The organism is Trichocoleus sp. ST-U1, from assembly GCF_039961835.1.
GTDB lineage: Bacteria > Cyanobacteriota > Cyanobacteriia > Cyanobacteriales > FACHB-T130 > FACHB-T130.
This window is the reverse complement of sequence record NZ_JAMPJZ010000019.1, coordinates 11,794-35,789: the sequence shown is the minus strand read 5'-3', so window position 1 is coordinate 35,789 and position 23,996 is coordinate 11,794. Positions and strand designations below refer to the sequence as shown.

Genomic DNA, 23,996 nt, shown 5'->3' with positions numbered 1-23,996 from the left:
TTGATTGTAATTTCTGACGCCTTCAACCGTCGATGCAGTGCATCAAACTCCATTAACTTTCGCCAGAAAGCGGATGACCTTCCTCTGAGGTTACCACGGGCTCCATACCAGCAGCAACTTTGACTAGGGCGTGGCGCAAGACGCGATCGCCCAAGAAATAGCCGCGCACCAGCTGTTCGATCACGGCTCCTTCTGGATATTCATTCGTTGGTTCCCGCATCACGGCTTCGTGGAGATTGGGATCGAAATCTTGACCCTCCGGACGCATGGGAGATACTCCGATGCGCTTGAGAGCGTCTGCCAGCTGTTTGTAGACACTCTGGTAGCTTTTGTGAATGCTCCATTCTCCATCAGTTTGCGGCTTGATCTGCGATCGCGCCCGCTCAAAATTATCCACTACGGGCAGTAACTCAGTAATGGTTGTGCACTTGATCTGCACCTCCGAGTCTTCCTTCTCTTTGAGAGTCCGCTTGCGGAAATTTTCAAAATCTGCGGCTATCCTCATGTACTGAGTTTTGAAAGAGTCACACTGTTGCGTGCGCTCTTCCACTTGCGCTTTTAAAGCCTCCACTTCCCGCGTCAATGCTTCTACAGCCGCTGTGTTGCTGGCTGCTTCTGCGTTACTTTCGTCTCCGCTGGCTCCGGAGGTTGCACTGGCATCTGATACCACATCAGATGTTTGGCTTGTGCCATACACTGACGCCTCCCCTAATGGTTCTCCATTCAAGGTTCCCGTTTCAGATAATGGTTCATTCCCCATTTCCTGTGCCACCGCCTGGTTATCAACCATTGGAGGTGAAGTATTGTCTTGCTGATTTTCTTCCTCGTTCATTGGGCTATCATCCCAGCTAAGAGACTGCTCGCGCTCATTTTAATGGGTAGTCCTGTCGATGTCGCCACTACCACCTCCCGTTCTGTATCAGGTTGGTGTCTCACCACTCCCTGAGTTAGGGATGGAGAGAAGAGGCGCATTGCCACAAAACTTTCCCCTTTCTAGAATCATAGTGTGCCCAGGCATCCTGCCAATACTCTTTAAAGCTTTTGGCTTGACTTTCTGACAAGGCTTGGGTGGGAAAACCGTATCAACACGCCAACCCTACCTTAACCCTACATTGTGCCAAGCTATGCCATCTGCTGGCATTTGCACAGAAATTTCTTTATAGAAGCAATTGCCTACTTTCCGATTGTAACGTCATCTTCACGAATTTCAGGATAGCCATTGAGCGAGTGGGCGTGCCAGACATCAGAATCTAGACAGTAGACGATGTATGAATCGCAAAATAAATTAAGACAATCCTACGCCTAAGACTTGGTTAAGGCTATTATCGTGAATGTTCCCTACCACGTTCAGCCTTACACGCTCCTTGTCATTAACCAAGTCGTGTCCGAGTCTTCTAAGGCTCCGGCAGGTCTTCAATCTTAAAACTTACAGCATCGTTGTACGGATATTACTGCTTGCGGCTAGTGAGGAGCAAATTGGCTTATCGCGTCAATTTTGCCTTTAAAATCGCCACAACGGCTCAACATAAATGATGAAACGGTCTGGTGGTACTGCGGGGGCGCAAGCCCAAGTCGGTTATCTAAACCGTAAAAATTTAGTTTTTGGCTGACGATAGCAATTTTGCTTCATGGTTTTGGGAACAATTTGTAAAGAGGTATTCTCACGGATCTATGACTCAATCCTCACCACGAAATCGCGCCCTTGCTGTCCGCAATGAGTTTTCGCCCTTCGGCAACCAGCTGATTCAGGCAGGCTATGTTGACACCGACCAAATGCGGCAGGCTATGGTAGAAAGCCGCAAGTCTGGTAGACCCTTAACCGAGGTTCTTGAAACGATTACTGGGCGATCGCTTCCCCCAGATTTGCTACGTCAGTATAAAAAACAACAGCTTTTTGAACTCAAAATTCTTTACGGAGTTGAATCTCTAGATCCGGAAATCAGCCAAATTCCCACTTCTCAGATTGGGTCTTTGATTGAAACCCTGATTCCGATCGATATCTGTAGTCGCTATAAACTGGTACCTTTAACGAAAAATGACACCCAGCCCCCCTCGGTACTGGTGGCAATGGTCGATCCAGATAATTTAGCGGCTCAGGACGATCTCAACCGCATCTTACGACCCCAGGGCATCGCCTTGCAGCGAATGGTGATCACTCTGGAAGACTGTTTGAATCTAATTAACCAATACAAGGATGAGCAAACCAGGAAAGAGGAAGTAGCGCGAATCCAAAAGTCTGTGGATGTCTCAGACGTTCTGGATAATTTGAACGACTTAGGCGATGCACCTCCTGAAATTGAAGATGACCTGAATGTAGAGGATGCACAGGGCGCTCCCGTCATCAACTTGGTTAACAGAATCCTCCTCAAGGGTCTGCAAGAGCAGGTTTCAGACATTCATATTGAACCCCAAGAAGAATTCTTACGCATTCGCTTCCGGAAAGATGGGGTGCTACAACAAGCCTTCGAGCCGTTCCCGAAAAAAATCATCCCAGCCGTCACAGCTCGCTTCAAAATCATGGCTGAGCTAGACATTGCCGAGCGACGGATGCCCCAGGATGGTCGTATCCGGCGGGTGTTTGAAGGGCGTAAGGTTGACTTTCGGGTGAATACCTTACCCAGCCGCTACGGCGAAAAGGTGGTCTTGCGAATTCTCGATAACTCTTCCACCCAGCTAGGTTTGGATAAGTTAATTTCCGATTCGGAATCGCTAGAAATTGTCAGAGAAATGGCAAGCCGTCCCTTCGGCTTGATTTTAGTAACCGGGCCAACTGGGTCTGGTAAATCTACCACCTTGTACTCGGTTCTGGCAGAACGGAACGATCCGGGAATTAATATCAGTACGGCAGAAGACCCGATTGAGTATGCCTTGCCTGGGATTACTCAGGTACAGGTAATTCGAGAGAAAGGAATGGATTTTTCCTCGATCTTACGAGCCTTCATGCGCCAAGATCCGGATGTAATTCTGGTGGGTGAAACGCGGGACAAAGAAACGGCGAAAACCGCAATTGAAGCAGCACTAACCGGACACTTGGTGCTGACAACCCTGCACACCAACGATGCCGCCGGTGCGATCGCCCGCTTAGACGAAATGGGTATCGAGCCATTCATGGTATCGGGTTCGCTGATTGGCGTTTTGGCGCAACGCTTGATGCGGCGTGTTTGTAGCGAGTGTCGCCTTTCCTATTCACCCACTTCACAAGAACTCGGTCGATTTGGTTTATCGGCTTCTGGGGACGGGGATATTACCTTCTACAAAGCCAATACTTTACAACCCGATGAAGCGAAGGAAGCCAAAAGCAGAAATGCTCTGTGCCAAAAATGTAATGGCATTGGCTATAAGGGACGTGTGGGTGTTTATGAAGTCATGCGCGTAACCGAACGCTTGCAAAATTTAATCAGCCAAGGTGCCCCCACCGAGCGCATTAAAGAAGCAGCCGTGGAAGAAGGGATGAAGACATTGCTGGCATACAGCTTAGACCTGGTACGCCAAGGTTATACCACTCTGGAAGAAGTAGAACGGGTGACATTTACAGATTCTGGTCTAGAGGCAGAACTCAAAGCCAAGCGGAAGAGCGGTCTAGAATGTGTCACTTGCACTGCTGAGTTAAAGCCAGAGTGGCTAGATTGTCCTTATTGCATGACGCCTCGCTTTTCCGAATAAATTTCAATCGTCAATCGCTAATGGCGAATGGCAATCACCCAAGCTACGCCCTTAGTCAAGGAAAAATTAGCAACTGAGAAATCAAGAATCACCCCAGGAGACAGCCTCATGGAATTAATGATTGAAGACTTGATGGAGCAACTCATTGAAATGGGCGGCTCAGATATGCACATCCAGGCAGGAGCGCCGGTTTACTTTCGCATTAGTGGGAAACTCAACCCCATTGGGGACGAACCGCTTCCTCCCCAGGAGTGTCAGAAACTCATCTTCAGTATGCTGAACAACACGCAGCGTAAGGAATTAGAGCAAAACTGGGAACTTGACTGCTCTTATGGGGTTAAGGGATTGGCTCGCTTCCGCGTCAATGTGTACAAAGAGCGGGGCTACTATGCGGCGTGCTTAAGAGCGTTGTCTTCTAAAATTCCGAACTTCGATCAGTTGGGTCTCCCAGACGTCGTGCGGGAATTGACTCACAGACCGAGAGGAATGGTGTTGGTGACGGGGCAAACGGGTTCTGGGAAAACCACCACCCTGGCTGCGATGCTCGACTTGATCAACCGGACGCGAGCAGAACACATCCTAACGGTGGAAGACCCGATTGAATATGTTTACCCGAACATCAAGAGCTTGTTTCACCAGCGTCAAAAAGGCGAAGATACTAAGAGCTTTGCGAATGCGCTGAGAGCCGCGCTCCGGGAAGACCCGGATATTATCCTGGTAGGGGAAATGCGCGACCTAGAAACCATTGGTCTGGCGGTATCAGCGGCTGAAACAGGTCACTTGGTGTTCGGCACCCTGCACACCAGCTCAGCAGCAGGTACTATCGACCGGATCTTGGACGTATTTCCTCCAGAGCAACAGCCCCAAATCCGCGCTCAGTTGTCTGGTTCGTTATTGGCAGTCTTCAGCCAATGCTTAGTGCCCAAACATAATCCGAAACCCGGTGAATATGGTCGGGTAATGGCGCAGGAAATCATGCTGGTAACACCAGCGATCGCTAACTTGATTCGAGAAGGAAAATCTGCTCAAATTTACTCTGCTATCCAGACTGGAGCAAAATTGGGAATGCAGACGATGGAACAGGCTCTAGCTGGCTATGTCAAAGCTGGTGCCATCTCCTTTGAGGCGGCGATGGGCAAATCATCTAAACCTGAAGAATTACAGCGTATCCTGGGGACATCGCCAGCGACAGGGGCAAAAGCTGGCGCTCGGTAGGTTCGAGGCGGTGTAAAACCTATTGCACTAAGCTTGTATGATGCCAGGTAGTCCAGACCGAATATGTTTCGGTCTGGACTACCTGGCAGCCCTCAGCAGAAATTGTCAAAAACCTCCCCGGAAGACACCTTCCCATTACAAAAATTTTCCTTTTAAAAGCCATTCTTCTTTCACTTAGAGGTGAGGTATGCCTACCTATATTGCTGATGTTCGAGACTCTAAAGGAGCCGCAAAGAAAGACAAAATTGTTGCCGACTCCCTGGGGAGTGCCCGCGACGCCCTGCGCGAAAAATGGGTTTCTGTTGCAAATATCAAAGAAACTCAAACCTTTGACCTGAGCAAATTAAACCTAAAAGAGTTTCAAACTTCTTTAGCGAAGGTTACGGTCAAGGATAAAGCCGTCTTTTCTCGTCAATTTGCCGCGATGGTCAACGCGGGTGTGGCGATTGTTAGATGTTTGGGCGTACTTTCGGAACAATGTAGCAATCCTAAGCTTAAAAAAGCGCTGGTGGAAATTAGCTCAGAGGTTCAACAAGGTGTGAATCTCTCGGATGCGATGCGTAAACATCCGGAGTGTTTCGATAATCTATACGTCAGTATGGTGCAAGCAGGAGAGGTCGGCGGTGTCCTCGATGAGGTACTCAACCGATTAGCCAAAGTCCTAGAGGATATGGCACGCCTGCAAAACCAAGTCAAAGGGGCAATGGCATACCCCGTGGCAGTGGGAATCTTGGCAATCATTGTCTTTATTTGTATGACCGTGTTTTTGATCCCAATCTTTGCTGGCATTTTCAAAGATTTGGGGACAGAATTACCGGCTCTAACACTGTTCATGCTGTGGATTAGCGAAATCCTCAGAAGTTGGAGGATCATCATCCCTATCATTACTGTCATCGTTGCCTCTTTTGTTTACAGACAGTATTACAAGACGCCAGTTGGTCGTGTGACGATGGATCGCTTTTTCTTGAAAATGCCGCTATTGGGCGACTTGAATGAGAAATCATGTGTTGCTCGCTTTTGCCGCATTTTTGGAACCTTGACTCGTTCTGGAGTGCCTATTCTCACTTGCATGGATATTGTGAGAGATACGGCGGGTAACCAGGTAATTGCTAACGCGGTGGAAGCAGCCAAGCTAGACATTCAACAGGGTGGGATGATGAGCTTAGCTTTGCAAAAAGAGCAGGTTTTCCCAATCCTGGCAATTCAGATGATTAGTATTGGGGAAGAGACAGGTCAGTTAGATGCCATGATGATGAAAGTGGCAGATTTCTATGAAGATGAGGTTGAGCAAGCGGTGAAAGCACTCACCAGCGTTCTCGAACCCATTATGATGGTGGTGTTAGCGGGGATGGTCGCGGTGATTTTGCTTTCGATGTATCTCCCCATGTTTGCTGTGTTTGACAAACTAGGCTAATCAATTTCAGGTTTTGGATTTTTCTCATTCCCAGATTTATCTGGGAATGAGATTTGGGATGGAGGGCTTATGGTACTTAACGATGACCTAATCTCCAATCTAAGATTGAAAATTTAAAATCAAAATATGTTTGTTAAGCAATCCTATTACGAAGCTAGCTTGGCGGAGTACAGTAACCTGTCTGGAGCGATCGCATTGCTCAAGCAGCACCGACCTTATCTGGAGATGATTCCTAGTATGCGCCGGTCTGAGGAGAGCGCGATCGCCATTCCTTTTCCGGTGGTGCGAATTCGCCATGCCTCCTCTAGAGCAGAAAGCCATGGCGTTGTCACATCTAGAGGAGAAGCGATTCGCTTGCCCTGTGATGTGGCAATTTTAATGTGTGACCCCGAATGGAAAATCAAAATGGGGGTGGAGATTTTTGTCTTTATTCACCGTCCCCAAGAAGACTTTTCCGACTTTTTGAGTCGATGGCGGCAGACGCAGGTGTGGCTGGACAAAGAATATGAGTGGTTGATGCCGCCTCGCCATCAACACATTTTCAGCGAGGGCGCTGACAAGCTATATCCTTTGTTTGTTGTATTTCCAGAGACGCCAGAACGAATTAAGCGAGGCTTAATGGGAGCCTGTCTCCCCTTTGTCATCCAGACCCCAATGTTGGATGTTGAGGAACAGGCACAGGAATCTTTTTTGCCTGAAAGTCCCAACGTTTGACGGTTGAAGCAGGTTGAAGTGTAATCAACCTGCTAACGTACCCATTTTCAACCTGTTAACTACTTGACAAACTGCGGCATGACTTCGGCGGCGGTCAACAAACCGTAGATGCCTCGACGATGGAGTGCGACTCCGGCTTTGAGATAGCCGAAGGCAGGGCCGCAGACATTGGCTGCCATACTGGTTTCATCGCCAAGGGTAAAGGTATGGGTAGAAATCTTGCCTTCAAAGGTGCGACCTGTCACTTGGACATTCGTGCTGAGCGGTTTTTTGGGATTGCGGGTATCGACGACGCCGCCGACCGTAACGCGATCGCGCGGACAAATTCCAGCTAGCTCTAGCATCACATCATCAGCGTGTTCCATATTCTCCAGAGCCAGGATGCCGTTGGTTTGATCCAGCAATGCTTCCACTTCGGCATCACTCATGGCTCTGGCGCGCTCCACATCGTATCCGGGTAGATGGGCAATATCTTCCCGAATCGTCGCTCGGTAGGCTTCCCAATTTGCAATCCCTACTCCAAACGTAATCTTGACGCTATGGATTTCGGCATAACTTTGGGCGGCAAGAGCCGCTGCCGCTGTCAACAATCCAGGCGTCGCCCCACAGCCAGTCAGATAAGTAATTCCTGCTGCAAGAAGTTCCTCTTGCAGATCCAGTAGCTGCTCGACAGCGCTGGTACGCTTCATGGCGTCTACCAGAACCCCCCGCCAGCCAGATTGAATAAATTGCCGCGCGACGGACGCCATAAAGGTGTTGGGCAGATTGGGCAGTGCTAGGAAATATCCATCTACCGGCTTAGCTCGTTCGATTAAGTCCTGGATGCTCTGGCTGCTGAGGGTGCCTGTCGGCTCTAAATAGCCAAGAGAACCCCTTGTTTGGTAAATCCCAATGCTGGCATCTGGATCTAACCCTTGGGCGGCGTAGGTATAGCCTTTCTGGTCAGCAGCTGCAACCCAGATCATCTCGCGTTTTGGCGCAAGCACTCTGGCGGCAGCCTGCCCCAGTCCACCAAAGCCCAAGACGCCCACTCGAATGGGGGTTGGGGAGTTGATTGAACCTGTGACTTGCTCTGCACTCATAGCGTCTTCTTGCAATTGAACAAACTTTAATTATCCAGGCTCCTGGACGCGCCGGTTCGTTCACTTTTGAGAGCTTGAGCGATCGCTCAAGAAGTCTGTTGGCTTTTTTGCTCAATTTCGGATAATTTCTCTATCTTGACGCAGATGTAAAGTTAAGCGACACTGACAAATAATCAAAGTAAGACTCGCCTAATTAATTAAGTTTTGTTACGTTTTAACTCGTTGTGACTCAATTGCTCAACATTTGAGCAACATTAATTTATTAATATCCCAGCGAGTCAGTTCTAAGAAAGATGTCTTATCCGGCAGCATCATCAGTATGGTTTGTGCCGCCGCCTAACTTGAGCAATCCCTAACCAATGAGCATGGAAACGCTAGAGTTTATCATTTATCCGGATGGTCGGGTGCAGGAGAAAGTCACCGGAATTACTGGGAAATCCTGTGCCGAAGTGACTGCCGCTATTGAAGCCCAATTGGGTCTGGTACTAACTCAGGAACCGACTTCTGAATTTTTTGCCTCAGTGATTCATCAGAGTGCGACGGCGACAGCCGGGGCAACTTATAGCGAGTGGTAAGGTAAGTTTTTTTTTGAGTCCAACTTAATTTATTTGAAAAAATCGTCATGTCACACTTTAGCAACATCAAAACTCAAATCCGCAATCTTGTCTCGTTAGAAGCCGCTTTGACCGACTTAGGAATAGATTGGAAATCTGGCCCGCAAACAGTGCGCGGCTATCGCGGTCAAACCCTTACGGCTGATGTTGCCATTGAGCAAAAAAATGGTTATGACATTGGTTTTCGTTGGAACGGTCAGGAATACGAACTTGTTGCTGACCTACAGTATTGGCAGCAAACGGGTTCTGTAGAGCGGTTTCTCAACCGAGTGACTCAGCGTTATGCTTACCACACGGTTGTCAAAGAATCTGCAATGCAGGGCTTCCAAGTTGCCGAGCAAAAACAGAATGAAGATGGTTCAATCCGCCTAGTAGTGCAGCGCTGGAGTGCCTAATGTCTGATTACCCAACTCCTGAACAGCCAACTCCCGAACGTTCTGGCTTGGAGCCAGAGTTAGGTGGTATTTGGCGGGATGCACCGGAACGTTCGGGTTTGGAGCCGGAGTTGGGTGGCACCCTGCGGCAAAAAGGCGTCTATGTTGATGAAATAACCTGTATTGGCTGCAAGCACTGTGCCCATGTTGCTCGCAATACTTTTTATATTGAGCCAGATTATGGGCGATCGCGTGTAGTTCGGCAGGATGGAGACTCGGAAGAAGTCATTCAAGAAGCAATTGACACCTGTCCGGTCGATTGTATCCACTGGGTCGATTACACGGAATTGAAAAAGCTTGAACAAGAGCGGCAATATCAAGTGATTCCATTGATCGGATTCCCTGCTGACCATGCGATTACGGCTGTGAAGCAGCGGCAAAAGAAGGTTAAAAAAAGCAACCGAAACCCATAGACTAAAGGTTCGCTGGTATAAAAAATGCCCGTCTGTACGGGCTAAATAAATAAAACCCCCAATAGCAGGCATCTGTTGGGGGTTTTATTTAAAGCATTGCACTCAGTTTCTAACGAGAAACCCCTTGCACGACTGGACGCACACCAGAGCCAGGGAACGGTTCCGGAGTACCCAACCAGTTAAAGTCATTCAGCCGAAAACTGATGGAACCCAGCTGCAAAACAGGGTTGTAACGCAGGACAATGTTGTAGGTGCGGCGGCTGTATTCCAGAAAGTAGTCGGTGCTGATGTTCTCCTTAGTATTTAAATTGACCGAGGTTTGAAAACCCAGGCGAAACGGGCCATAAATCTGTTGGGTAATGCCCGCGGAAAGGACGTTGGTATCCACGAGGCGGTCAAATAAGAAAGGTGATATACCACCACGAGCAACTTGAGAGTAGGTAACGTTAAACCCGGTGTAATCTAAAAAAGGTCGGGAGAAATGACCGAATTGTCCTTGCACCCCAATGCTCCCGCTCAGGGATTCCTGGCTATCCCCACTACTGTAACCACTATAAACGCCGGTGACGCCCGTCGTTAATAGTACATAGGGAACAACTGGCACGGGTGTGTAGCGCAGTCCTTCGGTGGGGGTGGCAGGCAACCCTTTACCCCGCCAAAGTAAAAAGTTGCGGTTGAGGGAGGCACTGGCTTGATAGCGACTGAGACTGACGCGATTGTTGGTTTGCCCTGGTTCGAGCAAGTCTAAACGGTCTGTATCTGCGTTGATGAACTGGGCACCCGCTTGATAAGTGAGGTTGATGCCAGTATTCCCTAAGGGAATGACCGGAGAAGTCAGAACTGCGCCTAAACTACTCTGGACCGTTTGATAGCCGAGGGAGCCGTTGAACAGGCGATCGCGGTAGCTATATTCTAAATTTAAGGTATGGGGTAGACGGGTGCCGATAATCTGGCGCAGCCGCAGGCTCGCTCTTAGCTGGTCGTCTGCGATCTCTTCGGGATCTAGACTGGTGAAAACAGCCGACCCTCTCAAGGTTGTGGTGGGACTGAGGGTGGCATCTAGTCTAGTCCTGAGACCAAACACGGAGGGATCGAGGAAGCTCCCCTCAGAAACCGCTTTTTGAAGAAAATATTGCGGGGTGACGCGCAATCGCACGCGGTTGGTAGAAATCAGTTGAAAGGTTCGTTCCGCAAACACACCACCTCGGTCTTCAGCATCATACCCGAACGTGACGAGACCCGGTTCGGTTTCGCTCCGGTCAATCACTCTGCGATCTTGAAAAATTGGGATCGAAAAACCCTGGTCAAAAACGACGCGGGAGCGGGTGGTGGTAATTTCATCTACCAGGGGCGAAATCCGCCTAAATCTGGCTGTATCTGCCCGTACCTCAAGTTCTGGTGGCGAAAAGGGATCGTTGGTTAGGCGAACATTGGTAGCAAAAGCTCCTTCAGAGTCGAAATCCACCCGGTCGGCTTGAAAGCGCAGCCGGTTAATTGCGCCCCCTTCCTGAAACGGCTGCTGGTTTTGGATGTTCTGGCTAGCCCCAAAGACCAGTCCGTAGCCGCCGGGACTGGTGATATTCGAGACGGGTTGGTTGGCGGTAATGCGATCGCTTAACGGTCGCACTGACGCAGCCGCAGCACTGACATCATTGGGTAAAGGACTCGAAAAATCTGCCCCTGCTGAAGGCTGGTAAATCTCGCCACTGGCATTTAAGAGGAAACCGCTATCCTGGGCAAAATAATACTCAACGCGATCGCCCCGCAGCACTTGTTCTCCTCGCGTCATGGCGACATTCCCGTCGCCCACTACAACGCGATTTGGCAAGTTTACCTGTAGCCGATCCGCATCTACTACCGCACCCTGGTAGCGCAAGACAACATCGCCTTCTGCTGTAACGACTTGTCGATCTACATCGTATTCTTGCTGGTCAGAAGTTAATTCCACGACGCCTCCCGTACCGCCAGAAGTCGTAGGTGGCGTCGTACCGGGGGCGGGAGCGGGTGCTGGTTGATTTTCTGAAGTCGGAGGTGCCGGTGCGGGCGCTGATGCCGGTGCAGGTGCCAATTCCTCTTCAGGCCAAGGCTCACCTTCCGACACGGGCGCTGGAGGAGTAGACTCTATCGGAGTTTCACTCGGCAAAGATTCCGGAGATTCCGGAGATTCCGGAGATTCTGAGGGTTCTGGAGGCTGTTGATCGACACTCGGCAGCTGCTTTTGCAACACAGGAGGAGTTTCTGTGCGTTCTTTTGCGATCGCAGCCTGACTTTCAGCGTTCTCTTCCCTAGGTTCTGACTCTTGATTTTCTACCGACGAAGCATCAAATTCAGCAACGTTCGGAACATCCTGGTCTGGGTATGCGTAAGGGCGAAGCCGTTGTGCTGATAATGCAGGGTCATCATCATTCTGGTCTGTCTGCACAGATGCTTCTTCCCTACCACTCCGATTCCGGACGATTGGATGACCCACTGAAATTGGGGCACCAAGGGGGGCAGCTTTTCTGGTGGGGATAGAAATTACAGAGAGCGAGGAAGAAGACTCCGGCGCAAACGTTTCCGGCTGCGTCGGGGCAGCAAGGGTCTCAGGTTGCAGGGTTCGCTGGGAATCCGATGCAATTGTTTGAGCGGAGACAGCTAGAGAAGTGACATCCTCTGGCGGCAACGTGTTGATAATCGCAGGCGGTGGGGGCGGCGGAACTGGTTGGGGCATCTTCTAGCAACAGGAGTTGAGCGGACAGCACCAATGCCTATCCTCAACTGCACTCTGAGTAGGGTGCCTCGCAGTGGACTGCTGCCCCGACATCGGCCTGAGGCATAAAGCGATCGCTGTTTATTCCAGATCCCGGCGTTTTGGGTTACGGGAAGGATCGCTGGACAAAAATCCAAACACAAAGAGCAGGCTGAAGAAGGCAACGACTATATAAACGACAATTTTGAGAGTCACCATACCGATATCTACTCCAGACGGGAAAGGCTGAATGTTGCTGCCTTAAAGGCAGAACAACTTTCTCATAATACCGAAATATTGCTTCATTTTTGCCTTGAGTCTGGAGTGATTGTTGACCTCAAGCGGTCAGTCCAGCCGTCGTTTGAGCTGCTTAAACTGCTCTGACGATTGCCAGAGCGCGAAGTTTCCCTAGCGATCGCTTAGTTGTTATACCACGAGATCGCACCCGGTTCCTGGGTTTTAACTTTTCCCTAGCTCAAAATCAAGGAAATTGCAGAACCCGGGAAATACTGAAATCCTTGCTAGGGTGCGATCCCAGATAGCTAAGGTGTTTGGACGCCAGGAGGATAAACACGCGAATGCCACTAAATGCCACTAATGGTGCCCAAGGGCAGCGTTGCAAGAGACGCGATGTTCACCGCTTTTAGGCGATCGCTCCCGTGCTAGGAGCGCTTTTCTAAACAAATTTTCTCAATATTCCCTGGAAAAACCAGGATTTTGGATTGAAAGCGGCAGCTTGCTAAGGGCAGCTAGCTGGATAAAGGGATCAACATTTCCAGTCCAAAAGAAGAGTATAAAGAGCATCCAACTTGTAGCGGAAGTGAGTACACAATAGCTCTATTAAGACTTTAGAGGCTTTGTCAATGCAGCCGATTCGGACATTTAACGTTTCCCCCGCCTTGCCGTCAAGACTAGAACCCTTACGAAAACTGGCATATAACCTGCATTGGGATTGGAACTTTGAAACTAAAGAGTTATTTCGCCGCCTAGACCGCGATTTGTGGGAATCCAGCCGTCACAATCCAGTGCTAATGCTGGGAACTATTTCTCAAGCGCGGCTACAAGAAGTTGCTGAAGATGAAGGCTTTGTTGCCCACATGGAACGAGCCAGCCGCCAGCTAGACGACTACCTGCAAGAACGGACGTGGTATCGCAAACACAGGAATGAGGTGAACGAGCAGAGGACTGAGAAGAAACAAGAAAATTCTTCTGCTTCCTCACTCAGTCCTCAGTCCTCCGTCCTCAGCACCCAGGAGTGTTATGCCTATTTCTGCGCGGAATTTGGTCTAACCGACTGCCTGCCCATTTACTCTGGTGGCTTGGGCGTTCTCGCGGGAGACCATCTTAAATCAGCCAGTGACTTAGGCTTACCGCTGGTTGCCGTCGGCTTACTCTATCAGGAAGGGTATTTTGCCCAGTACCTCAATGCCGATGGTTGGCAGCAGGAACGCTATCCGGTTAACGATTTCTACAATATGCCGTTGCACCCGGAGCAAAATCCTGACGGTTCGGAACTGCGGATTTCTGTAGAGTATCCAGGGCGCACCGTCTATGCCCGTGTCTGGCGCGTGCAAGTGGGAACTGTGCCCCTATACCTGCTCGATACCAACATTGAGCCAAACAATCCCTACGACCACGACATCACCGACGAGCTGTATGGTGGTGACTTGGATATGCGGATTCATCAGGAGATGATGTTGGGCATCGGGGGCTTCCGGATGCTGAAGGCGCTGGGATATAAACCCACTGTTTACCATCTGAATGAAGGTCACTCAGCGTTTCTGATTCTGGAACGCATCCGGATGCTGATGCAGGAAGAGAAACTGGATTTTGCCGCCGCTAAACAAGTGGCGCAAGCAAGTCAAGTTTTCACGACTCACACACCTGTCTCTGCTGGGTTCGATTTGTTCCCCCCGGATAAGGCTCTTTATTACGTGGGGCACTATGCCGATATTTACGGACTTTCCCACGAAGAGTTTCTCGGCTTAGGACGGGAGGACACTGGGGATTTGGCGTCACCGTTTAGCATGGCAGCACTGGCGATGAAGACATCGAGCTTTGTCAATGGGGTTGCTCAGCTGCACGGGTTGGTGTCGCGGAAGATGTTTCAGAGTCTCTGGAAAGATTTTCCACTCAATGAGGTGCCGATTACCGCGATTACGAATGGAGTCCACGCCCGCACTTGTGTAGCGAAGTCAACGCAGGAGCTGTATGACCGCTACCTTGGCCCTCAGTGGTCTGACGCGCCAGTAGACGATCCGTTGTGGGAGCGGGTGCAGTCGATTCCGGATGAGGAGTTGTGGCGCAATCACGAGCGTCAGCGGTCAGAACTGGTGGTGTTTGTGCGCGATCGCCTAGTGAGAAAGTTGCGCGATCGCGGTGCTTCTCCCTCTGAGATTGACCAAGCGCAGGAAGTATTAGATCCAACGGTGCTAACAATCGGGTTTGCCCGTCGTTTTGCGACTTATAAGCGGGCAACTCTGTTTTTGCGGAACCTAGACCGGATCAAGAAAATCTTGTTGGGCGATCCAAATCGGCGGGTGCAATTCGTCATTGCTGGAAAAGCTCATCCCAAGGATATGCCTGGGAAGGAACTGATCCGGGATATCATTCATTTCTCGCGGGATGAAGGAATGAATGCCAGCGTGGTGTTTATCCCGGACTACGACACTTATGTTGCCCGATTAATGGTGGCGGGTTGTGATGTTTGGTTGAACACTCCCAGGCGTCCGCGAGAAGCATCTGGTACCAGTGGGATGAAAGCTGCAATGAATGGTTTGCCGAATCTGAGCGTGCTGGATGGCTGGTGGGATGAGGCAGATTATGTCCGCACTGGCTGGCCCATCGGTCACGGAGAAGACTATGAAGACATCAATTATCAAGATGATGTGGAAGCGAATGCTTTGTACGACTTGCTAGAACAGGAAGTCGTGCCGCTATTCTATAACCGGGATGGTGCTGGAATTCCCCGCAAGTGGACTGCCAAAATGAAGGATTCGATTCGATTGAATTGTCCGTTCTTCAATACGTCGCGGATGGTGCGGGAGTATGCAGTGCGGGGATATTTCCCAGCGAGCGATCGCTACTCTACGATGACCGCAGACAACCACGCCCCCGCCAAGGATGTAGCCGCCTGGAAGCAACGAATCTTCGAGCAATGGTACAACATCAAAATCGAAGAAGTTGATGTCTCTGAACCGGCTGGGATTATGGTCAACCAAACCGTTAGCGTCAAAGCGCGGGTTAATCTGGGGGAACTCAGCTCCGATGATGTTCAAGTTGAACTTTATCAGGGTGCAGTTGGTGTCGATGGGGAAATTGTCAACGGCATTCCCGTAGTGATGGATTACCAAGGCAAAGATCAACAAGGATGTAGTATTTACACTGTTGATATTCTTTATACCTCCAGTGGTTTGCAGGGTTTCTCTTTACGGGTTTTGCCAAAACACGACAATCTATCAAGCCCCTACGAATTGGGGCTGATTCTTTGGGCTTAGATAGTTTTGAGTTTTGAGTTATTAATTCAAAATTTAAAACTCAAAATGATTCTTGGGGACGACAATATATCCGGTGGTGTCATCTCCCAGCACCAGATTTCTTTCTAATCCCCAGTACCACCAGTGAGCGCCTACATAGGCACAGATGAGACTATCTAGCTTATCTTCTAAGGCTTTAAAGGTGGCAAGGGTACTGGGGATTTCTAAGAGAAACGAACCGCCAAGACGCAGAGGACGCAGAGAGGAAGAGGCAGAAGAGACATCTAGTTTTGGTGTCAGGTTGGGTAGGCTATTTACAATATACTGGCGGAGTTTTATGAGTTCTATTTGACGTTCTGCTAGTTTTCCTTTTTTGTATTTAAGAATCCGCTCTAAGCTGAATAAATTTACGATGGCTGGGTGGGGAAATACTTCGATTTGATAGCGTCCCGGTTGTTGGGGTTCGATCGTTGGTGCGTGAGCAAATCCACGGGATTCGAGGCTGAGTCCAAATCCTACGGTGCGTTGGGCGAAGGGGAGTCCTCGATTCGCTGGGTAGCAACCCGCGTGATAGCGACCAAAATATTTGTGGGTAAGTTTATCAGGTAGTCGCGTCCCGGTGGTATTAGGAATCAGTGTTGGGGCATCAACGGCAATCATCGCCGGTTCTGCTGCGGGTGCCCAGGTATCAATCCAGTTGAGAATCTCTTCTATTGTTTCGAGTCTATCTAAATCCAGCAGATGCAACTGCCCATCTTCCCAAGCGAGGCAGCATAATCCGCTGGGTTGCGATCGCCATCCCAAATCAATGCCTAAAAATTTCATCACGCTGAAATTTTATTATCTATCTTAGTGCTTCGTGCCGCTCATCTTATTCAAATTTGCGAATCAAATTCAAAAATGGTTCAATTCTGTTGCATAGAAACACATAGTTATGAGGTAAATGAAGCGATGCTTTATAGCTTCTGAATTCGTCTCGAAGTCAATAGATTAGCTGTTTGGAATTTACTTTACAAAATAATTTTAATATAACTTGTTAATAACCCAAACAAATTAAAGTATTTACAAACAGTGTTGCTGATGCAACTAATAATTCTGTTAAGGAGTCCCTTTTAAGCAGTAACTAGGCTGTTAAATATGCAAAGTATCTGAATTCCTAGGGCTATGATAGTATAAAAATCCAGTCACTGGCATACATTGTTCTTTTTGACCCTAAACAAGTAGTAGTTATTACACCAAAGTAGTGATAATGAACAATTATAAAGGATGCAATTACTGTCTGCATTATCGCCCTGATGGAACCTGTGTTGCTTTTGACCCTGGTTTTATTCCAATAACGATTGCTTCAGGGCAAACAAAACATATCCAACCTTTACCAAATCAGGGAAATACGATTGTTTATGAGCCAGCCGGAAAATCTATATTCTCCAGGTTGGATGAGTATCGGATGAATAACAAGCTGATGCGTGAAAGAATAGAGGTTATAGAAGGCGACATTACTCAGCAACAAGTGGATGCCATCGTCAATGCTGCGAATGAATCCCTAATGGCTGGTGGTGGGGTTTGTGGAGCTATCCATCGTGCTGCTGGGTTAGGGCTTGAGGAAGAATGTCTACAACTGAAGGTTTGCACGGAAGGCGATGCCAAAATAACAAAGGGCTACAACCTCCCAGCAAAGTGGGTTATTCACACGGTTGGACCAGTATGGGAAGGTGGCAGGTATGAAGAACATAAAGTGCTGGCTCAGTGCTATCGCAATTGCTTTGCTTTGGTAGAGCAATATAAAATTAAAACCGTAGCATTTCCATCTATCAGTACAGGAGCCTATGGCTTCCCGGTAGAGAAAGCAGCAAAAATCGCAGTTTCTGAAGCTAGACGTTTTCTGGAGCGAAACACCTCAGTTGAGAAGATAATGTTTGTTTGCTATGAAAAGCAGACTTATGACCACTACACTATCAATCTAGATGAAATTCTGCCAGCCAAACCCGAGTGAATTACTTCAGGAAAATATTTACAATTGCCATCTAATCGCCTATTTATTTCATAAATAATCAATTTCTTCTAGAGCGGCTACGAGGGGAAAATTATCAAGAGATAACTCGCAGGAAATTCATAGCCAAAAATCTAAACATTTAAGCTAGCTACGTTGTGCAATCAACAAAACTCCTGAAAAGCGCGATCGCATTCTGAGCATGGATGGTTATTTTCCATCCATGCAGAAAATTGATTATGGGTAAAATGGAGCGTTTAGGTAACGAATAATTGCAAAAGACGCGATCGCTCCTTTGTCTCTGGGCTATTAAAATAACGCCTAAAATAACGCCGCGCTGATGCCAGAAAATGTCAAACTAGATAGATAAGTTTTGTTAACGCAGCCATTAAAGCTGCGCTTCTAGATAGCTAAATTGAAATTCATGGTTAAGCAGCGCGTTCTCTCTGGGGTTCAACCAACGGGTAATCTGCATCTCGGTAACTACTTGGGAGCGATTCGCAACTGGGTAGAAGGGCAGAGTCAGTACGAAAATTACTTCTGTGTGGTGGATTTGCACGCGATTACCGCGCCGCACGATGCCAGCACCTTGGCTGAAAATACTTATAAAATTGCTGCTTTGTATTTGGCTTGTGGGATCGATTTGCAGTATTCCAGTATTTTCGTGCAATCCCACATCCCTGCACATAGCGAACTGACTTGGCTGCTGAATTGCATCACTCCCCTCAACTGGCTGGAAGATATGATCCAGTTCAAGGAAAAGGCAGTTAAGCAGGGAGAAAATGTCAATACTGGTTTGCTAGACTATCCGGTGCTGATGGCGGCAGATATTTTGCTGTATCAGGCGGATAAAGTGCCGGTGGGAGAAGATCAGAAGCAGCACTTAGAATTGACCCGCGATATTGCGAATCGGTTTAATTACCAATTTTGCCGGGAAAAGCCGGTGCTGAAACTGCCAGAGCCGCTGATTCGGACTGAAGGGGCGCGAGTGATGAGTCTGACGGATGGCACTCGGAAGATGTCGAAATCCGATCCTTCGGATATGAGTCGGATTAACCTGCTCGATACGCCAGAGCAAATCCAAAATAAGATTAAACGCTGCAAAACTGACTCAGTGCGCGGTCTAACTTTTGACGATTCGGAACGACCCGAAGCCCGAAATTTGCTGACGCTATACATGGTGCTTTCGGGCAAGACGAAGGAAGAAGCCGCAGCCGAGTGTCAGGATATGGGCTGGGGACAATTCAAGCCATTGCTGACGGAAACCACGATTAACGCCCTGAAACCGATTCAGGAAAAGTATCAAGCGGTGATGGATGACAAAGGCTATTTGGAGTCCGTGTTGCGCGATGGCAGGCAGAAAGCGGAAGCGATCGCGTCCGTTACTCTCGCCCAAGTGAAAGCTGCCCTCGGTTATTCGGTTCCCCTTTAACCAGATATAAGTTATCAAGGATGGAAGCGATTAGTGATTGATGCTTCAGAATGAGTTATTTAATTCAAAATTCAGCAGGAACGCGGGAACCCCGCCCCTACAAGACCAATTTGCGTACTGCTGTGGAATCGGGTGAATTTTTAGTGACTGCCGAGGTTGCCCCTCCCAAGGGCGGCGATCCTTCCGAGATGCTGAAAATGGCGAAAACCCTCGAAGGTCGGGTTCATGCGGTCAATATTACCGATGGCAGTCGGGCAGTGTTGCGGATGTGTTCAATGGCGGCTTCGGTGATATTGCTCCAGCATGGAATCGAGCCGATTTGCCAGATTGCTTGTCGCGATCGCAACCGCATCGGATTGCAAGCTGACTTGATGGGTGCCCATGCTTTGGGAATTCGCAATATCTTAGCTTTAACCGGCGATCCCGTAAAAGCTGGAGATCATGCCGATGCCAAGAGTGTATTCGACCTAGAATCCGTGCGGTTGCTGGGATTAATCAAAAAAATGAATCTCGGCTTCGACTGGAACGACAAACCCTTGAGTGATGGGGCAACTGACTTATTCGTGGGTGCTGCTATCGATCCGCAATTAGCTAGCTGGTCGGGGTTGCAAAGTCGATTTGAGCGGAAATTAGCAGCAGGGGCGCAGTTTTTCCAAAGTCAGCTGATTTGCGATTTTGACCGGCTAGAAAAATTTATGGATCAAATCGCGGCTGGTTGTGGAAAGCCAATTTTGGCAGGAATTTTTCTGCTCAAATCTGCTAAGAATGCCCAATTTATCAATCGATGCGTGCCTGGAGTAAATATTCCCGACCACATTATTGAGAGACTCGCCGCTGCTTCAGATCCCTTGCAAGAAGGGATGCTAATTGCCGCCGAACAAGTCAAATTAGCTCGTCAACTCTGCCAAGGGGTTCATATGATGGCAGTGAAACGAGAAGATTTGATTTCGCAAATCCTCGATTTAGCCGGAATTCCACCGCTGACTCCGGTGATGACAGCAGGAGAAAATAATGAACACACAAACAACAAAGCAGTTGCCGATTCCGCCTCACTTTGATGCCAAAAAGGTCGGGGAAGTCTGGCGGGTGCCGTATCAGCAACGGGCAGCGGATGCGAGGGAGTGGGCGAAAAAACACCAGATTTCAGCGGCGGCTGAGGACAAAACTCGCATTTGCCTATTGTTAATCGATGTCCAGAATACGTTTTGCATCCCCGATTTTGAATTATTTGTCGGTGGGAGAACGGGTACGGGTGCGGTAGAAGATAATCGGCGGCTGTGTGAATTTATTTATCAAAATTTGGGAGTCATTAGCGCGATCGCTCCCACAATGGATACTCACACGGCAATGCAAATTTTCCACCCCATCTTCTGGATTAACAACGCCGGAGAACATCCCACCGCCGCCGTCACGATGATTACACCGGAGGATGTTCACCAAGGCGTGTGGAAGGTGAATCCAGCCGTTGCTGGAATTGCCAGTGTCGATTACGCCGAACTTTCCTCACACGCTTTGCATTATGTCAAACATTTGAGTGAAGCCGGGAAGTATCCGCTGACAGTGTGGCCTTATCATTCCATGCTGGGTGGAATTGGTCACGCTTTGGTGTCAGCGGTAGAAGAGGCACTCTTTTTCCACTGTATTGCCCGGAATAGCCAAACGCAGTTTGAAATTAAAGGCGACAATCCTTTAACTGAAAATTATTCTGTCCTCCGGGCGGAAGTTTTGGAAAGTACAAATGGACGCCCGATTGCTCAGAAAAATACCAGCTTGATTCAACAGTTACTCGCGTTTGATGCGGTGATTATTGCTGGTCAAGCCAAGAGTCACTGCGTTGCTTGGACAATTGATGATTTGTTATCAGAAATAACCGCAAAAGACGCTAATCTTGCGAAAAAGGTGTACTTGCTAGAAGATTGCACCTCACCTGTTGTCGTTCCTGGAGTGGTGGATTATACGGATGGAGCAGAAGAAGCTTTTGCCAGATTTGCAGCAGCGGGAATGCATCTGGTTCAATCAACTCAACCCCTAGAAACCTGGGCTGACTTTCCTAAAATTGGGAATGGGTAAGTGAGTTTTGAGTTTTAGAGTTTTGAGTAACAAGAGAGTTTTGAATAACAAGAGAGTTTTTTAATCTGAAAATTAACCTTAAAAATTATTACTAATTACCATTCACCAATCGCCAATCACCCCTTACCAATTACCGATGACTAGCAGCAACGATGCAATTCAGGCACTGCGCGAGGCTCTCCGATTTTCTCCGGATAATGTACCCTTGCGACAACATCTTGCAGAGACACTTTTGAGCCAGGGTCAGGCAGAGGAAGCCGAGCAAGAATACCGCCTCGCCTTAGCGCGATCGCCCGAAAATCAGCAGTTGAAATTGGGATTAGCTCGTGCCTTCTATCAACAAGGAAAACATCCCCAAGCGCTGGTAATTGTGGAAGATCAAATAAAGCGCTTGGATTGTCCAGCGGGTGCTTTTCTGCTTCATGCGCGTCTTCTTCTCAACACGGGGGCTGTAGAACAAGCTGTCCGTCAGTATCGCAGAGCAGTCGAAGCCGATCCGGCTGTCAAAGATGCTGATTTTGCCGAAAGGTTGGGAATTGGGGCACAGGAGGACCTTCAAGAGGTCGTAGACGGGAAAATTCGGGCAGGGGTGGGAGACTTTCCAAACTCAGAAGAAGATACTCCAGTCGAAAAACCCGCGATCGGATTCCGAGATGTTGGCGGTATGGAAGCGGTCAAAGACGAAATTCGGATGAAAATTATTTATCCCCTGAAACAGCCGGAACTGTACAAAGCTTACGGGAAGGCAATTGGGGGCGGAATTTTAATGTACGGCCCTCCGGGTTGCGGTAAAACTTACCTGGCTCGTGCGACAGCTGGCGAAATTAATTCTAGTTTCCTCTCTGTCGGAATTAACGATGTATTAGATATGTGGTTGGGCAACAGCGAACGCAATTTGCACGACCTTTTTGAACAAGCCAGACGCAACCAACCTTGCGTATTATTTTTTGATGAAGTTGATGCTTTAGCTGCCAGTCGTGCGGATTTGCGACAAAATTCTAGCCGCATGGTAATTAACCAATTCCTGTCAGAATTGGACGGCGTGAGGAGTTCTAATGAAGGGGTATTAATCCTAGCTGCAACGAACGCCCCTTGGCACTTAGACTCAGCCTTCCGTCGTCCGGGACGCTTTGACCGCATCTTGTTTGTACCGCCGCCTGATGCAGAAGCAAGGGCGGCGATTTTGCGCTTGCTGTGTCGGGGTAAGCCAGTGGAGGATATTGACTACAACCACTTAGCGAAGAAAACTGAGAATTATTCAGGCGCAGACTTAATGGCAGTGGTGGATGTGGCAGTAGAAAAGAAGTTAGCGGAAGCGATGAAAGTAGGTATCCCGAAGCCACTGACTACCAAAGATTTAGCCTCGGCGGCGGGAAGCGTGAAACCTTCAACAAAAGAATGGTTTTCAACGGCTCGAAACTACGCCTTGTATGCGAATGAGAGCGGTTTGTACGATGACATCCTGAAATATCTGAAACTCTGATGGGCGTACATTTGGAGCGTGCCGAAATCCTCATGGCTCAATCGCGTTATGAGATGGCGGCGCAGGAATTGCAGCAGGAATTAGCAGTCGATCCAGATAGCGCCCAGGCTTATGCGTGGCTAGGCTGGTGCTTGAGGTTTCTCAAGAAGTACGAGGAAGCAATAAAAGAAGCTGAGCAAGCAATTAAGCTGGCACCAGATTGGGAGAATGGTTATTACGTTCTGGGTTGGATTCTCTGCGATCGCAATCAGCTTCTGGAAGCTGAGAACGTAACCAAAGAGGCAATTCGCCTAAATCCTGAAAATGCCAACCATTTCATCCTACTATCAAACATTCGAGTTAAACAAAAGCGATGGCAGGAGGCACTAGAAGCAGCGACGCAGGGGCTTAACATAGAGCCAGAGAATGTTGACTGTTTGAATAACAAAGGGATTGCCCTATTCGAGTTGGGTCGAACAGAGGAGGCAATCGCTACGACTGAGCAAGCGATCGCGCTTGACCCGGAGAATGCCCTTAACTACAACAACTTGGGATGGATGATACTGAATCGGGAAGGAAGCCCCACGAAAGCTTGGGAGTATTTCCGCCAAGCACTCCGACTCAACCCCAATTTGGAATCTGCACAGGATGGACTCATCCAAGCGATCAAGTTAAAAAACCCACTATACAGACCAGTTTACAGGTGTGTAATATTCCCGTACCGCCGTTTACAACTAGGCAGATTTTTGAGCGGGAAAGCTTTGTTGGGCTTCTTTGCCTGCTTGTGTTTGGGATTCCGTATATTGCTGAATCTTGCTGCAACTAATCCCAATCCTTTGATTTGGTTAGCGCTGATTGTTTTGTTTTGGTTAATCTTTTTGCCTTGGTTTGTAGACCTCTTGATAACCCTATTACTCGAATTGAAGTTTAAGCAATCCTATTGGCTCACGACTTTAGTTTGGGCAATAGTAAGCGCATTTTATTTGTGGTTAATGACCGGAAATTCTAAAACTCTGTTTGCTCCCGTTTTATTCGGATTGTTGCTTCTGCCTGTATCGGCAACATTCCGATCTTCAGCAGGGTGGCACAGCAACCTCATGGTGGGATATACAACCATCATGGGGTTAGTTGGGCTGGCAGGGCTAGTTCTTCCATTACCAGGGCTACCTTTTGTAAGTGTTGACGTTTGGTTCTGGTTGACTTGGTTCATCGTTCTCGCATTGGGAACGCTTTTTTCCTTTTCTTTGAGCAGAAGAAGCTCTCCCAAGTTAAAGTAGTGCCTGAAAAAG

Annotated in this window: 20 protein-coding genes; 14 read left to right on the top strand and 6 right to left on the bottom strand. The window is 48.5% G+C overall.

The genetic code is table 11. The annotated features are described in order from the left end of the window. Positions 1-52: 52 nt before the first annotated feature. Positions 53-832 carry a nucleotide exchange factor GrpE gene (gene grpE, locus NDA06_RS09715; RefSeq protein WP_190532658.1) on the bottom strand — a complete coding sequence of 260 codons (780 nt, stop codon included), beginning with the start codon at positions 830-832 and terminating at the stop codon, positions 53-55. Then, complete coding sequence (locus NDA06_RS09710) at positions 829-978, bottom strand: hypothetical protein (protein ID WP_348251714.1); 150 nt, start codon at positions 976-978, stop codon at positions 829-831. The genes grpE and NDA06_RS09710 overlap by 4 nt, the downstream gene beginning before the upstream one ends. Positions 979-1,671: 693 nt before the next feature. Between NDA06_RS09710 and NDA06_RS09705 the strand changes: the two genes are divergently transcribed. The 4 genes from NDA06_RS09705 (at position 1,672) to NDA06_RS09690 (ending at position 7,006) form a co-directional block, all read left to right on the top strand. Next, positions 1,672-3,663 carry a GspE/PulE family protein gene (locus tag NDA06_RS09705; protein WP_190413827.1) on the top strand — a complete coding sequence of 664 codons (1,992 nt, stop codon included), beginning with the start codon at positions 1,672-1,674 and terminating at the stop codon, positions 3,661-3,663. Positions 3,664-3,771: 108 nt separating this feature from the next. After that, positions 3,772-4,878 carry a type IV pilus twitching motility protein PilT gene (locus tag NDA06_RS09700; protein ID WP_190413828.1) on the top strand — a complete coding sequence of 369 codons (1,107 nt, stop codon included), beginning with the start codon at positions 3,772-3,774 and terminating at the stop codon, positions 4,876-4,878. Between the two features lie 187 nt (positions 4,879-5,065). After that, positions 5,066-6,292, top strand: a complete 1,227-nt coding sequence (locus NDA06_RS09695) for a type II secretion system F family protein (RefSeq protein ID WP_190526935.1) — start codon at positions 5,066-5,068, stop codon at positions 6,290-6,292. Positions 6,293-6,418: 126 nt separating this feature from the next. Beyond that, positions 6,419-7,006, top strand: a complete 588-nt coding sequence (locus NDA06_RS09690) for a hypothetical protein (protein ID WP_190986274.1) — start codon at positions 6,419-6,421, stop codon at positions 7,004-7,006. 59 nt (positions 7,007-7,065) lie between these two features. Here the strand turns inward: NDA06_RS09690 and NDA06_RS09685 are convergent, their stop codons facing one another. Beyond that, complete coding sequence (locus tag NDA06_RS09685) at positions 7,066-8,088, bottom strand: saccharopine dehydrogenase-like oxidoreductase (protein WP_190526940.1); 1,023 nt, start codon at positions 8,086-8,088, stop codon at positions 7,066-7,068. A gap of 365 nt (positions 8,089-8,453) precedes the next feature. On the opposite strand from NDA06_RS09685, the gene NDA06_RS09680 reads away from it, so the two are divergent. Genes NDA06_RS09680 through NDA06_RS09670 form a run of 3 tightly spaced genes read left to right on the top strand, consistent with a single transcriptional unit; the run spans position 8,454 to position 9,549 of the window. After that, positions 8,454-8,663, top strand: coding sequence for a DUF2997 domain-containing protein (locus NDA06_RS09680; RefSeq protein WP_190413832.1), 210 nt, complete (start codon positions 8,454-8,456; stop codon positions 8,661-8,663). Positions 8,664-8,710: 47 nt separating this feature from the next. Then, entirely contained in the window at positions 8,711-9,097 is a 387-nt protein-coding gene (locus NDA06_RS09675) for a DUF1257 domain-containing protein (protein WP_190413833.1), read from the top strand. After that, a complete protein-coding gene (locus NDA06_RS09670) occupies positions 9,097-9,549 on the top strand; it encodes a ferredoxin (protein ID WP_190986275.1) in 453 nt (150 codons plus the stop codon). The genes NDA06_RS09675 and NDA06_RS09670 overlap by 1 nt, the downstream gene beginning before the upstream one ends. A 109-nt stretch (positions 9,550-9,658) precedes the next feature. Here the strand turns inward: NDA06_RS09670 and NDA06_RS09665 are convergent, their stop codons facing one another. Continuing rightward, positions 9,659-12,259 carry a DUF3769 domain-containing protein gene (locus NDA06_RS09665; RefSeq protein WP_348251712.1) on the bottom strand — a complete coding sequence of 867 codons (2,601 nt, stop codon included), beginning with the start codon at positions 12,257-12,259 and terminating at the stop codon, positions 9,659-9,661. 120 nt (positions 12,260-12,379) lie between these two features. Continuing rightward, positions 12,380-12,496, bottom strand: a complete 117-nt coding sequence (locus NDA06_RS09660) for a photosystem II reaction center protein I (protein WP_190413836.1) — start codon at positions 12,494-12,496, stop codon at positions 12,380-12,382. Positions 12,497-13,140: 644 nt separating this feature from the next. Between NDA06_RS09660 and glgP the strand changes: the two genes are divergently transcribed. Next, the gene (glgP, locus tag NDA06_RS09655; protein ID WP_190986979.1) at positions 13,141-15,774 is read left to right on the top strand and encodes an alpha-glucan family phosphorylase; all 2,634 of its coding nucleotides are present in this window, start codon (positions 13,141-13,143) and stop codon (positions 15,772-15,774) included. Between the two features lie 33 nt (positions 15,775-15,807). On the opposite strand, the gene NDA06_RS09650 is transcribed toward glgP, so the two are convergent. Beyond that, a complete protein-coding gene (locus tag NDA06_RS09650; RefSeq protein WP_190986985.1) occupies positions 15,808-16,578 on the bottom strand; it encodes a DUF429 domain-containing protein in 771 nt (256 codons plus the stop codon). Between the two features lie 424 nt (positions 16,579-17,002). On the opposite strand from NDA06_RS09650, the gene NDA06_RS09645 reads away from it, so the two are divergent. The 6 genes from NDA06_RS09645 to NDA06_RS09620 all read left to right on the top strand — a co-directional run bounded on the left by NDA06_RS09645 (position 17,003) and on the right by NDA06_RS09620 (position 23,984). After that, on the top strand, positions 17,003-17,746 hold the full coding sequence (locus NDA06_RS09645) for an O-acetyl-ADP-ribose deacetylase (RefSeq protein ID WP_347277066.1): 744 nt from the start codon (positions 17,003-17,005) through the stop codon (positions 17,744-17,746). Positions 17,747-18,167: 421 nt separating this feature from the next. Continuing rightward, positions 18,168-19,175, top strand: coding sequence for a tryptophan--tRNA ligase (trpS, locus tag NDA06_RS09640; protein WP_190429192.1), 1,008 nt, complete (start codon positions 18,168-18,170; stop codon positions 19,173-19,175). A gap of 50 nt (positions 19,176-19,225) precedes the next feature. Further along, on the top strand, positions 19,226-20,233 hold the full coding sequence (locus NDA06_RS09635; protein WP_190986980.1) for a methylenetetrahydrofolate reductase: 1,008 nt from the start codon (positions 19,226-19,228) through the stop codon (positions 20,231-20,233). Continuing rightward, positions 20,187-21,245 (top strand): cysteine hydrolase family protein, encoded by a 1,059-nt coding sequence (locus tag NDA06_RS09630; RefSeq protein WP_190986981.1) that lies wholly within the window; start codon positions 20,187-20,189, stop codon positions 21,243-21,245. Before NDA06_RS09635 ends, NDA06_RS09630 begins: the two co-directional genes overlap by 47 nt. A 136-nt stretch (positions 21,246-21,381) precedes the next feature. After that, positions 21,382-22,728 (top strand): ATP-binding protein, encoded by a 1,347-nt coding sequence (locus tag NDA06_RS09625; RefSeq protein ID WP_190986982.1) that lies wholly within the window; start codon positions 21,382-21,384, stop codon positions 22,726-22,728. Continuing rightward, positions 22,728-23,984: a tetratricopeptide repeat protein gene (locus NDA06_RS09620; RefSeq protein ID WP_190986983.1), complete on the top strand. Its 1,257-nt coding sequence runs from the start codon at positions 22,728-22,730 to the stop codon at positions 23,982-23,984. The genes NDA06_RS09625 and NDA06_RS09620 overlap by 1 nt, the downstream gene beginning before the upstream one ends. Positions 23,985-23,996: the final 12 nt, after the last annotated feature.

Coding starts and splice junctions, on each gene's coding strand:
- grpE (WP_190532658.1), bottom strand. CDS start 832: ATGAACGAGGAAGAAAATCAGCAAGACAATACTTCACCTCCAATGGTT.
- NDA06_RS09705 (WP_190413827.1), top strand. CDS start 1,672: ATGACTCAATCCTCACCACGAAATCGCGCCCTTGCTGTCCGCAATGAG.
- NDA06_RS09700 (WP_190413828.1), top strand. CDS start 3,772: ATGGAATTAATGATTGAAGACTTGATGGAGCAACTCATTGAAATGGGC.
- NDA06_RS09695 (WP_190526935.1), top strand. CDS start 5,066: ATGCCTACCTATATTGCTGATGTTCGAGACTCTAAAGGAGCCGCAAAG.
- NDA06_RS09690 (WP_190986274.1), top strand. CDS start 6,419: ATGTTTGTTAAGCAATCCTATTACGAAGCTAGCTTGGCGGAGTACAGT.
- NDA06_RS09685 (WP_190526940.1), bottom strand. CDS start 8,088: ATGAGTGCAGAGCAAGTCACAGGTTCAATCAACTCCCCAACCCCCATT.
- NDA06_RS09680 (WP_190413832.1), top strand. CDS start 8,454: ATGGAAACGCTAGAGTTTATCATTTATCCGGATGGTCGGGTGCAGGAG.
- NDA06_RS09675 (WP_190413833.1), top strand. CDS start 8,711: ATGTCACACTTTAGCAACATCAAAACTCAAATCCGCAATCTTGTCTCG.
- NDA06_RS09670 (WP_190986275.1), top strand. CDS start 9,097: ATGTCTGATTACCCAACTCCTGAACAGCCAACTCCCGAACGTTCTGGC.
- NDA06_RS09665 (WP_348251712.1), bottom strand. CDS start 12,259: ATGCCCCAACCAGTTCCGCCGCCCCCACCGCCTGCGATTATCAACACG.
- NDA06_RS09660 (WP_190413836.1), bottom strand. CDS start 12,496: ATGGTGACTCTCAAAATTGTCGTTTATATAGTCGTTGCCTTCTTCAGC.
- glgP (WP_190986979.1), top strand. CDS start 13,141: ATGCAGCCGATTCGGACATTTAACGTTTCCCCCGCCTTGCCGTCAAGA.
- NDA06_RS09650 (WP_190986985.1), bottom strand. CDS start 16,578: ATGAAATTTTTAGGCATTGATTTGGGATGGCGATCGCAACCCAGCGGA.
- NDA06_RS09645 (WP_347277066.1), top strand. CDS start 17,003: ATGAACAATTATAAAGGATGCAATTACTGTCTGCATTATCGCCCTGAT.
- trpS (WP_190429192.1), top strand. CDS start 18,168: ATGGTTAAGCAGCGCGTTCTCTCTGGGGTTCAACCAACGGGTAATCTG.
- NDA06_RS09635 (WP_190986980.1), top strand. CDS start 19,226: ATGAGTTATTTAATTCAAAATTCAGCAGGAACGCGGGAACCCCGCCCC.
- NDA06_RS09630 (WP_190986981.1), top strand. CDS start 20,187: ATGAACACACAAACAACAAAGCAGTTGCCGATTCCGCCTCACTTTGAT.
- NDA06_RS09625 (WP_190986982.1), top strand. CDS start 21,382: ATGACTAGCAGCAACGATGCAATTCAGGCACTGCGCGAGGCTCTCCGA.
- NDA06_RS09620 (WP_190986983.1), top strand. CDS start 22,728: ATGGGCGTACATTTGGAGCGTGCCGAAATCCTCATGGCTCAATCGCGT.